This window comes from Hydrogenophaga sp. (assembly GCF_051007235.1).
Lineage (GTDB): Bacteria > Pseudomonadota > Gammaproteobacteria > Burkholderiales > Burkholderiaceae_C > Hydrogenophaga.
Map to the genome: position 1 here is coordinate 1 of NZ_JBPCSJ010000139.1, position 10,919 is coordinate 10,919.

At 67.9% G+C, this 10,919-nt stretch carries 11 protein-coding genes and 1 pseudogene; 9 read left to right on the forward strand and 3 right to left on the reverse strand.

The genetic code is table 11. The features are described 5' to 3' along the window. Positions 1-106 (forward strand): annotated as a pseudogene (locus ACR2JA_RS05250) (TonB-denpendent receptor); the annotation flags it as partial. A gap of 41 nt (positions 107-147) precedes the next feature. On the opposite strand, the gene ACR2JA_RS05255 reads toward ACR2JA_RS05250, so the two are convergent. Further along, positions 148-897, reverse strand: coding sequence for an ABC transporter ATP-binding protein (locus ACR2JA_RS05255; protein WP_434008057.1), 750 nt, complete (start codon positions 895-897; stop codon positions 148-150). After that, positions 894-1,922, reverse strand: a complete 1,029-nt coding sequence (locus ACR2JA_RS05260) for a Bug family tripartite tricarboxylate transporter substrate binding protein (RefSeq protein ID WP_434008058.1) — start codon at positions 1,920-1,922, stop codon at positions 894-896. Before ACR2JA_RS05260 ends, ACR2JA_RS05255 begins: the two co-directional genes overlap by 4 nt. A 150-nt stretch (positions 1,923-2,072) precedes the next feature. Here ACR2JA_RS05260 and ACR2JA_RS05265 point away from each other — a divergent pair, with 150 nt between their 5' ends. The 8 genes from ACR2JA_RS05265 (at position 2,073) to ACR2JA_RS05300 (ending at position 10,083) form a co-directional block, all read left to right on the forward strand. Continuing rightward, a complete protein-coding gene (locus ACR2JA_RS05265) occupies positions 2,073-3,062 on the forward strand; it encodes a PQQ-dependent catabolism-associated beta-propeller protein (protein ID WP_434008059.1) in 990 nt (329 codons plus the stop codon). Positions 3,063-3,202: 140 nt separating this feature from the next. Further along, entirely contained in the window at positions 3,203-4,357 is a 1,155-nt protein-coding gene (locus ACR2JA_RS05270; protein ID WP_434008066.1) for a branched-chain amino acid ABC transporter substrate-binding protein, read from the forward strand. Then, positions 4,339-5,175 (forward strand): ABC transporter permease, encoded by an 837-nt coding sequence (locus tag ACR2JA_RS05275; protein WP_434008060.1) that lies wholly within the window; start codon positions 4,339-4,341, stop codon positions 5,173-5,175. The genes ACR2JA_RS05270 and ACR2JA_RS05275 overlap by 19 nt, the downstream gene beginning before the upstream one ends. Positions 5,176-5,198: 23 nt before the next feature. Next, positions 5,199-5,996: a quinoprotein dehydrogenase-associated SoxYZ-like carrier gene (locus tag ACR2JA_RS05280; protein WP_434008061.1), complete on the forward strand. Its 798-nt coding sequence runs from the start codon at positions 5,199-5,201 to the stop codon at positions 5,994-5,996. Next, entirely contained in the window at positions 5,993-6,994 is a 1,002-nt protein-coding gene (locus ACR2JA_RS05285; protein ID WP_434008062.1) for a quinoprotein relay system zinc metallohydrolase 1, read from the forward strand. The genes ACR2JA_RS05280 and ACR2JA_RS05285 overlap by 4 nt, the downstream gene beginning before the upstream one ends. A 337-nt stretch (positions 6,995-7,331) precedes the next feature. Beyond that, the gene (locus ACR2JA_RS05290) at positions 7,332-9,023 is read left to right on the forward strand and encodes a PQQ-dependent methanol/ethanol family dehydrogenase (RefSeq protein ID WP_434008067.1); all 1,692 of its coding nucleotides are present in this window, start codon (positions 7,332-7,334) and stop codon (positions 9,021-9,023) included. A 158-nt stretch (positions 9,024-9,181) separates the two neighbouring features. Next, positions 9,182-9,502, forward strand: coding sequence for a c-type cytochrome (locus ACR2JA_RS05295; RefSeq protein WP_434008063.1), 321 nt, complete (start codon positions 9,182-9,184; stop codon positions 9,500-9,502). An 89-nt stretch (positions 9,503-9,591) separates the two neighbouring features. Further along, a complete protein-coding gene (locus ACR2JA_RS05300; protein WP_434008064.1) occupies positions 9,592-10,083 on the forward strand; it encodes a hypothetical protein in 492 nt (163 codons plus the stop codon). Positions 10,084-10,101: 18 nt separating this feature from the next. Here ACR2JA_RS05300 and ACR2JA_RS05305 read toward each other — a convergent pair whose 3' ends face one another. After that, entirely contained in the window at positions 10,102-10,731 is a 630-nt protein-coding gene (locus ACR2JA_RS05305; protein WP_434008065.1) for a hypothetical protein, read from the reverse strand. Positions 10,732-10,919 lie beyond the last annotated feature (188 nt).

Genomic DNA, 10,919 nt, shown 5'->3' on the forward strand with positions numbered 1-10,919 from the left:
TGCCTACTTCGGTTCGGTGATCGCCAACGACGGCAACGGCCGCTTCTTCGAGCCCGCGCCGGGCCGGCAGTGGGGTGTGGGCCTGATGGCGACCTACCGGTTCTGAGCTGCCTGCCCCACGCTCCGCCGCTGCGCCGGATCGTCGCTCTACAGCCCAGGTTTTTGCAGCGCCTTGAGCACCTCGGTTTGAAAGTCCGGTCCTTCGGCCGCGGCCATGAAGTCGTCGATGCGGCCGTCGAAGCGCACCGTGCCCTGGTGCAGCAGCAGCAGGCGGTCGGCGGTCTTCACTTCCTCGATCAGGTGCGTCGCCCACAGCACCGCCAGGCCCTGGTCGCGGCACAGGCCGCGCACCGTGTCCAGCAGCTGCTGGCGCGAGGCCGGGTCCAGGCCCACGGTGGCTTCGTCCATCAGCAGCACGCGCGGCGCGTGCAGCAGGGCGCGCACCAGTTCCACCTTGCGCCGCGTGCCGCCCGAGAGGCTGCGCACCACGGCCTTGGCCTGGTCCTGCAGGCCGATGGCGGCCAGCTGCGCGGCGATGCGTTCGTGCGCGGTCTTGCGAGGGAGGCCGTGCAGGTCGGTGTGGAACAGCAGGTTGGCCATGACGCTCAGGTCCAGGTCGAGCGCGCTCTGCTGGAACACCACGCCCAGGCCCGCCAGCGCGCGCGCCGGGTGCGCGCGCATGTCGTGGCCCAGCACGGTGATGCTGCCCTGGTCGGGCGTGAACAGCCCGGTCAGCAGCTGCAGCAGGGTGGACTTGCCGGCGCCGTTGGGACCCAGCAGGGCCAGCATCTCGCCGGGCCGCAGGGCCACGCTCACGCCTTTGAGCGCGGGCTTGCCGTTGTAGGCCTTGTGCAGGTCGCTGGCTTGCAGCACGGCGGGGGTCGGAACAGCGGTCATGTTTTGGGCGGGGCCAGCAGGTTCATGCGCGCCAGCAGTTTTTTCTCGCGTTCCACCGTGGCCAGCACGGCCTGGCGGTAGTCGCGGGTGTTCAGGTAATCGATCGATTGATCGTAGCGGGCCAGGGCCTCGGTGTGGCGCGGGCTCAGCATGGCTTTGTGGAAGGCGTCGTGCAGCTTCTGCACCACGGCCGCGGGCGTGCCGGCCGGCGCCGCCAGGCCCCAGGGCGAGGTGTAGACCGCCTGCGGGTAACCCAGCTCGCGCAGCGTGGGCGCGTCGGGCCAGCGCGGGTTGCGCGCGGCGTTGAAGGTGGCCAGCAGGCGCATCTGGCCCTTGTCCACCCACGGCGCGAACCCGGTGGAGTTGACGCCGGCCATGATCTGCGCGCTGGCGATGGCCAGCATCTGGTCGGCCGTGCCTTTGTAAGGCACGTGCACGTACTTCACGTTGTGTTGCAGCAGGATTTCTTCCATGGCCAGGTGGGCCGTGGTGCCGATACCAGTGGAGCCCAGGATGAGCTCGCCCGGGTGCTGGATGGCCCACTGGATCAGCTCGTTCGCAGTCTTGAACGGGCTGCTGGCGGGCACCAGCAGACCGAAGCTCACGCCCGAGACCTGCAGGATGGGCGCGAGGTCGGTCACCGGGTCCCAGGGCACGTGGTTCATCAGCGCGTGGCGGTACACCGTGATGGGCACCTGGCCGATGGTGTGGCCGTCGGGCTCGGCGGCCTTGAGGGCTGGCGCTACCAGCGTGCCGGCCGCGCCGGGCTTGTTGATGACCACCACCGGCTGCCCCAGCAGGGGCTCGGCCTCTTCGGCCAGCAGCCGGATGGTGAGGTCGGTCTGGCCGCCCGCGGGCCAGGGCACGATGAGCTGCACCGGTTTGCTGGGGAAGGGCGCCTGCGCATGGGCCGAGGCCATGGGCGTGGCGGCCAGCGCCAGGCCCCAGCCCAGCCAGTGCCGGCGTGTGACACCGGGGTGTTGCGAATTGGGACAGTGCAGGGCGGGGGCGTGGCGTCGGACCATGGCGGCAGGCGTGTTGTCTCAGGGTTTTCCCCGGCGCCGGGGTGTCTTTCGGGCCGGTTTTCAAGGTGCGCAGGCAATATCCATTCCCAATCGGGACTGGCATCGAATTTGCGCCGCTTTCACCACAACAGCTTTCAGGAGACAAGTTCCATGGCCCTTCGCGCCACCCGTTCCTTGCGCCCCTTCCTGGCCGCCCTGTGTGCGGCCAGCACCGCGATCGCTGTCCCGGCCTGGGCCCAGGGCAAGGTCTATGTGTCCAGCGAAAAAGACAACAGGCTCTACGTGTTCAACACAACGGGTGACCGACTGGCCGCCATCGACGTGTGCAAGCGCCCGCGCGACATGTCCTTCAATGCAGACGGATCGCAGATCTATGTGATCTGCGGCGACAGCAACGCGATGGGCGTGGTGGACGTGGCTGGCGGCAAGCTGGTCGGCACCGTGCCGCTGGGCGAGAGCCCCGAGATGTTCGATCTCAGCCCCGACGGCAAGACCGCCTACGTGTCGGTGGAAGACGACAGCGTGCTGGGCGCTTACGACATCGTCGCCAAGAAGCCGCTGTTTGAAGTGAAGACCGGCGGCGAGCCCGAGGGTGTGCTGGTCACGCCCGACGGCAAGACGGCTTACGTCACGTCCGAGGTGGCCAACGTGGTCCACGTGATCGATCTGGCCACGAAGAAGGTGTCCAAGAACATCAAGGTCGGCAAGCGCCCGCGCCGCTTCGTCATGTCGCCCGATGGCAGCGAGCTGTGGGTCACCAACGAACTCGATTCCACCGTGAGCGTGGTCGACACCAAGACCCACACCGAGAAACAGAAGATCAAGTTCGCGGTCAAGGGCATGCGCGACGCCGACATCACGCCCGTGGGCATGGCGATCAGCCCCGACGGCAATAGCATGTGGGTGGGCCTGGGCCGCGCCAACCACGTGGCCGAGGTGGACGTGGCCACCAAGACGGTGAAGAACCAGATCCTGGTCGGCAAGCGCGCCTGGGGTCTGGGCTTCACGCCCGACGGCAAGACCCTGTTCGTCGCCAACGGCCTATCGGACGACATGACGCTGATCGACACGGCCAGCGGCAAGTCGGTCAAGACGGTGCCGGCCGGACGCGTGCCGCACACCATCCTTGTCTCGAAATGACAGAGCTTGTGACCCCCCCCCGTTGCTTGCTCGCGTCGCGTAGCCGCATACCCCCCCAGGGGGGCGCTCCCTGCGGCCTGGCAAAGCCAGTTCCGCAGGAGCCCTGGAAGCGGCTGTGTCGCTCTGTCGCTCTGGCGTTGATGGGGACCCTTGCGTTCTCTGCGTTCGCGGCCACCAAGGTCACCATCGCGGTGGTGTCGCTCGACGGCGATCCGCGCCACGCGCCGCGCCGCCTGGAGAAGGCCTACCCCGGGCACCCGACCGGGCGCGCCATCGACGGGGTGCAGCTCGCGGCCGAGGACTCGGCGTTTGAACTGGACGCCGCCGGCATCCAGCTGGTGGTCAAGGACGTGGTGCTGCCCAACGTGGCGGGCCTGACCAAGGTGCTGGCCGAGCTGAAAGCGGCGAAAGTGCAGCACCTGGTGGCCGACCTGCCGGCGCCCGAGCTGCGCGCGCTGGTGCAGGCCGCGCCGGCGGCGCTGGGTGGTGCCATCGTCTTCAACGCGGCGGCCGACGACGACGCGCTGCGCGGTGCCCAGTGCGCGGCGCACCTGTTGCACACCGTGCCCAGCCGCGCCATGCTCAGCGACGCGCTGGCGCAGTACCTGGCCGCGCGCAACTGGCGCAAGGCGCTGGTGCTGCAAGGCGCCTCGCCGGGTGATGCGCTGATGGCCGAGGCCTTCAACCGCTCGGCCAAGCGTTACGGCGTCAAGGCCACGTCGACCAAACCCTTCAAGCTGACCGGCGACCCGCGCGAGCGCGAGCTGGGCAATGTGCGCCTGCTCACCAGCAGCGACCGCGAACACGAGGTGGTGGCGGTGCTGGACAGCGACGGCGAGTTCGCCCGCACCGTGCCTTACGCCACCCAGCTGCCGCGCCCGGTGGTGGGTGCCGCCGGACTGGTGGCGGTGCCCTGGCACCCGCTGTGGGAACGCAACGGCGGCCCACAGCTCAGCCGCCGTTTTGCCAAGGAACACCAGCGCCCGATGACCGGCCACGACTGGGCCGCCTGGATCGCGGGCCGTGCGGTGGCCACCGTGCTGGTTGATCTGCCCAAGGCCAGCATTGCGCAGCAGCTCAAGGCGCTGCGCGGCGGCCCGGTGGCGGTGGACGGCTTCAAGGGGCCGCGCCTGTCGTTCCGCGCCTGGGACGGCCAGCTGCGCCAGCCGATCTTCCTGAGCCATGTGGACGGCGTGATCGGTGTGGCGCCGCTGGAGGGTGTGCTGCACCCCAAGGAAGTGATGGACACCCTGGGTGTGGATGAAGCGGAAAGCACATGCAAGCAACGACCCTGAACCCGGCGCCGGCCCTGTTGCCGCATTTGCTGCGTGCCCTGCGCGCGGTGGTGGGGCGCGAGATCGGGCGCTTCCTGCGCCAGCCCTCGCGTCTGGGCTCGGCCCTGGTGCGGCCGCTGCTGTGGTTCGTGGTGTTCTCGGCCGGGTTCCACAACGTGTTCGGCGTGGCGATCGCACCGCCGTACGAGACCTACGTCGAATACAAGGAATACATGGTGCCCGGCCTGCTGGGCATGGTCGCCCTGTTCAACGGCATGCAGAGTTCGCTGTCCATGGTCTACGACCGAGAGATGGGCGTGATGCGCCTGTTGCTGACCGCACCGCTGGCGCGCGGCTGGCTGCTGGCTTTCAAGCTGCTGGCGGGCACGGCGCTGTCGGTGCTGCAGATGACGGTGTTCCTGATGATCTCGTGGGCCTTCGGGGTCGAGGTGCCGCTGACGCACCTCCCCGCGCTGCTGCTGGCCATGGTGTGCGGCGCGGTCATGCTGGCCTCGGTCGGGCTGGTGCTGTCGGTCTATGTGAAGCAGCTGGAGAACTTCGCCGGCACCATGAACTTCGTGATCTTCCCGATGTTCTTCATCAGCCCGGCGCTGTACCCGCTGTGGAAGCTGGAAGAGTCCGGTGCCTGGTGGCTGCTGAAGCTGGCCGAGGCCAACCCCTTCACCCACGCTGTCGAGGCGATGCGGTTTGCGATGTACGGGCAGTTCAACGGCATCGCCTGGGCGGTGGTGCTGGGCTGTACGGTGGTGTTTTTCGGAATGGCCTTGTGGGGCTACGACCCCCAACGCGGCTGGGTTCGCAAGAAGCCGGGTGGCTGAAGCCCCCAACAGGAGACAGTGTGATGCGCTTGACCGGAACTCGCCGTCAATGGCTGCAGGCAGCGATGTCGCTGGTGGCCGTTCCAGCGTTCGCGCAGGACGACCAGACCGGCGGCGACCCGCTGGGGTCCATGCAGTACCCCAGTCTGCGCGAGCAGACCATCGGCAAGGCCCGTGCGCGCTTCACCGATCAGGTGCTGGTCAAAGGGCCGGCCTTTGCCGACGATGCGATGAATGTGCCGCTGCTGGTGGACGCGCGGGGTCTGGACCAGGTGGGTGGCGGGGTCGCGCGCATCAAGGTGTCGGTGGACCGCAACCCGGTGCGGCAGGTGCTGGACTTCGAGCCGCTGCGCGCGCTGCCCATGCTGGCGTTTCGCATCCGCATGGAACAGGCCTCGCCGGTGCGCGCCTTTGTGCAGACGAAGGATGGCCAGTGGCACGTGGGCAGCACCTGGGTGCAGGCGGCCGGCGGCGGCTGCACCGTGCCGGGCCTCACGCGGGCGGACGGCTCGTGGAGCAAGACCCTGGGCCAGGTGCAGGCGCGCTTTTTCAACAACGTGATCGACGGCAGCCGCCGCCTGCGCCTGCGCGTGATGCACCCCATGGACACCGGGCTGGTGGCCGGCGTGCCGGCGTTCCACATTGAACAGCTGGAACTGCAGGACCCGGGCGGCCAGGCCTGGTGGCGCATCGCGCTGCACGAGCCGGTGTCGGAAAACCCGCTCATCACCTTCGAGTTGCCAACCGCTTCGCCACCGGCCTTCCGGCTGGTGGGGCGTGACAACAACGGCAACCGCATCGACGCCGAGGTGGCGGCATGAAGCTCGGGCTGTTGGCTTGGCTGTGCTTGGCAGCGGTGGGGGCAGGGGCGCAGAACCTGCCGGTGCCGCCGTTCGCCTCGACGCCGGACATGGCGCGGCTGGACTACGACCTGAAACCCCGCCAGATCGCACCCGGCACCTGGGTGATCGAAGGCGAGGTGGCCGACTTCAGCCGCGCCAACGGCTGCAACATCATCAACACTGGCTTCATCGTCACCGGCGACGGCGTGGTGGTCATCAACACCGGCCCCTCGCGCCTGTACGGCGAGCAGCAGCGCCGCGCCATCGAACGCATCACCCGCGAACCCGTGCGCCGCGTGATCGCGCTCAACCTGCACCCCGATTATTTCTTTGGCCACCAGGCCTGGGCCGACACGCCCACGCAGGCGCTGGCCGGCAGCGTGGCCGGCATGCAGGCCGAAGGCCGCGCCTACGCCGACAACCTCTATCGCCTGTGCGGCGACTGGATGAAGGGCACCGAGTCCACCCCCGCGCGCGAAGCCCTGGACCCCAAGTCCCTGCCGCAGACGCTGCAGGTGGGGAGCCACCGGCTGGAGCTGCGCCGGCTCGAAGGCCACACGGCCGACGACCTGGTGCTGATCGACCACACCACCGGCGTGCTGTTCGCCGGCGGCCTGGTGTTTGCCGAGCGCGTGCCCACCACACCGCACGCGCAGTTCGCGCGCTGGACCGTCAGCCTTGACCAGCTCGCCCAGTGGCACGCGGCCGGGCAGTTCCGCACCGTCGTGCCCAGCCACGGTCCGGTGCACGAGGGCACCGCCGGGATCCGCCAGACGCGCGACTGGCTGCAGTGGCTCACGGCGCAGATGCAGGGCAGCGCCGAACGCGGCCTGGACCTGGCCGAGGTGCTGCGACAACCCGCGCCCGAGCGTTTTGCCCGATGGGCTGCGCAGCCGGCCGAGCTGCACCGCAGCCTGACGCAGTGGTACCCGCGGTACGAGGAGCGCGCGCTGGCGGGCACACCCGCCGGGCGCTGAACAGGGGGCTGCTGTCCGGTTGTTGCAGTCCGTCGCAGACACCCGTGCGACACCGGTTGCGACATTTCTGAACACTGTCACAGCCGCTGCTCCAGGCGCCGCCCCTTCAGGGGTGAACGCGATGCCGGAGGGCCTTTCAAACCGCTCAAAACGTCCGTGAAAACCCTAGGGGTGTCACTGGCACAGAAGTTGCCATTTATCCGAGCGTGCCCGTCACAGGCTGGAGGGAAACCCACAGTGAGCAGCCGGTCGGCACGACAGCCAAGCCATAGCCACATCAACCTCACGCACGAGCAGGAGACACACAGTGAAACGCACCCTATTGAGCCTTTTGGTCATGGCCGCCACGGCGCACGTTGGCGCCCAGGGCGTGACCGACGCGATGATCGCCAACGACGCTGCCACCCCGGAAAACGTGGTCAGCTGGGGCCTGGGCACGCAAGGCCAGCGCCATTCGCCGCTGACCAACGTCAACGCCAAGACCATCAGCAAGCTGGTGCCGGTGTGGTCCATGTCGTTCGGTGGCGAGAAGCAGCGCGGCCAGCAAAGCCAGCCGCTGGTGAACAACGGCAAGATGTTCGTCACCGCGTCCTACTCGCGCATCTACGCGCTGGACAGCAAGACCGGCAAGAAGCTCTGGAAGTACGAACACCGCCTGCCCGAGGGCATCATGCCCTGCTGCGACGTGATCAACCGCGGCGCCGCGCTGTATGACAACCTCGTCATCTTCGGCACGCTGGACGCGCAACTGGTGGCCCTGGACCAGAACACCGGCAAGGTGGTCTGGCGCGAGAAGATCGACGATTACTCTGCCGGCTACAGCTACACCGCCGCGCCCCTGATCGCCGAAGGCCTGCTGCTGACCGGCGTGTCCGGTGGCGAGTTCGGCGTGGTCGGCCGCGTGGAAGCGCGCGACCCCAAGACCGGCAAGATGGTCTGGACCCGCCCCGTCGTTGAAGGCCACATGGGCTACAAGGACGGCAAGGAAAACGGCATCACCGGCACCACCAACGCCACCTGGCCGGGCGAGACCTGGAAGACCGGCGGCGCGGCCACCTGGCTGGGCGGCACCTACGACCCCAAGACCGGCCTGGCCTATTTCGGCACCGGCAACCCCGGCCCCTGGAACAGCCACGTGCGCAAGGGTGACAACCTCTACTCCGCCTCCACCGTCGCCATCGACGTGAAGTCGGGCCAGATCAAGTGGCACTACCAGACCACGCCGAACGACGGCTGGGACTACGACGGTGTGAACGAGTTCATCACCTTCGACATGGATGGCAAGCGCGTCGGCGCCAAGGCCGACCGCAACGGCTTCTTCTACGTGATGGACGCCGAGAACGGCAAGCTGCTCAACGCCTTCCCGTTCGTCAAGAAGGTGACCTGGGCCACCGGCATCGACTTGAAGACCGGCCGTCCGAACTTCGACCCGGCCAACCGCCCGGGCGACCCGACCGCCGCCGGTGGCGACGGTGCCAAGGGCAAGTCGGTGTTCTCGGCACCGGGCTTCCTGGGCGGCAAGAACCAGATGCCCATGGCCTACAGCCCCAAGACCGGCCTGTTCTACGTGCCCACCAACGAATGGGGCATGGAGATCTGGAACGAGCCCATCACCTACAAGAAGGGCGCGGCCTACCTGGGCGCCGGCTTCACCATCAAGCCGCTGTTCCTCGACCACATCGGCTCGCTGCGCGCGATCGACCCCAAGAGCGGCAAGGTGGCCTGGGAAGTCAAGAACGAGGCCCCGCTCTGGGGTGGCGTGCTGACGGCTGGCGACCTGGTGTTCTGGGGCACGCCTGAGGGTTACCTGAAGGCCGCCGATGCCAAGACCGGCAAGGTGGTCTGGCAGTTCCAGACGGGTTCTGGCGTCGTGGCGCCTCCCATCACCTGGACCGAAGGTGGCGAGCAGTACGTGAGCGTGGTCTCCGGCTGGGGTGGTGCGGTTCCGCAGTGGGGCGGCGAAGTGGCCAAGAAGGTCAACTTCCTCGAACAGGGCGGCTCCGTCTGGACCTTCAAGCTCATGAAGTGATTTTTCAGCGGCGGCAGGGGACGGTCTGAACAGACTGGGGGCCCTGCCATGTATGGGGCGGTGTCGGCCGCAGCACTGTGTGCGAACGGTTGACGCCGCCTTCTTTTTGCCCGCTTTCGACCCGATTCCTGTTGTTTGATTTTTTTGTCGGATCTGCCATGCGATCTCTCATCCTCACCGCTACCGTGCTGGCTGCCGCCAGCGGATCGGCCCACGCGCTGGACGCTGCGGCCGCCATTGAACTGGCCAAGGCCAATGGCTGCTATTCGTGTCATGCCAACCAGGAAAAAGTGGTCGGTCCGGCCTACGCGTCCGTGGCCGCCAAGTACAAGGACGACAAGGACGCCGCGGCCTCGCTGGCCCAGTCGATCCAGAACGGCAGCAAGGGCAAGTGGGGCCGCATTCCCATGCCGGCCCACCCGGGCATGAGCGCGGCCGACATCAAGACCCTGGCCCAGTGGGTGCTGACCATCCAGTGACGCAGCACAGGCCGCGCGCAAGCGCGGTCTGGTGTGTGTTGTGCGCGGGCGCCACCTGGCTGGCACCCGCGGTTGCACAGGCTTTTGAGTTGCAGGGCGACAAAGCCCTCATCGCCGTCACCAAAGACCATGTCCGCACGCGCATCGGCACGGTCAACTTCACGCCGCAGCCAGGCGGCGTTGTCGCCCGCTTCGGCGTGCGCATCGACCCGCGGGTGATGCGCGACCATTTTCTGTCCATGCGCGAGTTCAAGTGCCTGCCCGCTGCGCAGGAAATCACCTGCTTCGTGCCCTACCCGTACCCTCACCCCGGCACCGTCAGTGCCACCGACCTGGCCTGGCTGGAACACAGCCTGCTGTTTTTCTACAAACAGCCCGCCGATTTCGGCGCCAAGCTCTGGAACGGCGTGCTGTTCCGTTTCGAGGTCACGCCCTCGGCCTTGGTCGGCACACCGCAGGCGGTGGACCTCAACCGCATCGGCGTGCCTCCCGAGCCACGGGACGTGCCGCCGTACGGCCCGATGGACCGCGACGCGTTCACCCCCGGGGCGCGGTGGGTGCAGGAGCTGCGGATCGAGTGAGCCGGGGGCAGGGCGCGCTCAGCGCACCCACTCGGCGCTCAGCACGCCACCGGTCATGAAGCCGGCGGGCACTTTTTCCTCGCGTTCGAGCTTCACCAGACCTTCGCCCCGGCAGTACCACTCTCGGCTGATGAGCGGCACGTCGCTGAAGCCGTTGACCGGGTCGGTGTAGAGGTTCAGCCGCGCCTGTCCCACCACGCGCAGGCAGGGCTGGTGGGTGCTGCCATCGGCCAGCTTCACCACATCGTCCACCGCCTCGATGCGCCAGGTCATCTGCGCCTTGTGCGTGTACTTCAGGTCGCGCGGGTGTTCGTTCCGGCGTTGCAGCAGGTAGGGCACGGTGACCGTCGTCCACTCGGTGCCGACCTGGTAGGGCGCCTTGAGCACCCACACGGGTTCGGGGTCTGCCGTCGGTTCGTTGTCGATGTCGGTGCGGGTGGCGACGCGGCGCACGCCTTGTTCGTCGACCTTGAGGTAGTAGCTCACGCCGGCCGAGTGGTGGCGCACAGCCACCGGCTGGTCCTGGAACACCGAAGGCTGCTCGACACGCAACACCCACTGCTCGGGTTCGCGCGGTTCGTCCATGCGGTAGGTCACGGCCAGCGTCTGCTCGTCGCCTTCGCGCAAGGGAAACCATTCGTTGCCCATGTCCCGACCCGAGCAGCCGGCGACCAATGCCGACGCCATACAAGCAAAGAGCAGCGTGCAGAGCCCGTTGTCGGAGCGCGTGTCCCCAGACCAGTCGTCCCGTGGAACCGGCTTTGCCGGGCCACAGGGACGGTCCCCCTCTCGCCGAAGGCGAGAGAGGGGGAAGACGCGAAGCGGCGCAGGGGGTG

Excerpts from the sequence above, each read along its gene's own strand:
- ACR2JA_RS05255 (WP_434008057.1), bottom strand. The coding sequence starts at position 897 with ATGACCGCTGTTCCGACCCCCGCCGTGCTGCAAGCCAGCGACCTGCAC.
- ACR2JA_RS05260 (WP_434008058.1), bottom strand. The coding sequence starts at position 1,922 with ATGGTCCGACGCCACGCCCCCGCCCTGCACTGTCCCAATTCGCAACAC.
- ACR2JA_RS05265 (WP_434008059.1), top strand. The coding sequence starts at position 2,073 with ATGGCCCTTCGCGCCACCCGTTCCTTGCGCCCCTTCCTGGCCGCCCTG.
- ACR2JA_RS05270 (WP_434008066.1), top strand. The coding sequence starts at position 3,203 with ATGGGGACCCTTGCGTTCTCTGCGTTCGCGGCCACCAAGGTCACCATC.
- ACR2JA_RS05275 (WP_434008060.1), top strand. The coding sequence starts at position 4,339 with ATGCAAGCAACGACCCTGAACCCGGCGCCGGCCCTGTTGCCGCATTTG.
- ACR2JA_RS05280 (WP_434008061.1), top strand. The coding sequence starts at position 5,199 with ATGCGCTTGACCGGAACTCGCCGTCAATGGCTGCAGGCAGCGATGTCG.
- ACR2JA_RS05285 (WP_434008062.1), top strand. The coding sequence starts at position 5,993 with ATGAAGCTCGGGCTGTTGGCTTGGCTGTGCTTGGCAGCGGTGGGGGCA.
- ACR2JA_RS05290 (WP_434008067.1), top strand. The coding sequence starts at position 7,332 with ATGGCCGCCACGGCGCACGTTGGCGCCCAGGGCGTGACCGACGCGATG.
- ACR2JA_RS05295 (WP_434008063.1), top strand. The coding sequence starts at position 9,182 with ATGCGATCTCTCATCCTCACCGCTACCGTGCTGGCTGCCGCCAGCGGA.
- ACR2JA_RS05305 (WP_434008065.1), bottom strand. The coding sequence starts at position 10,731 with ATGGGCAACGAATGGTTTCCCTTGCGCGAAGGCGACGAGCAGACGCTG.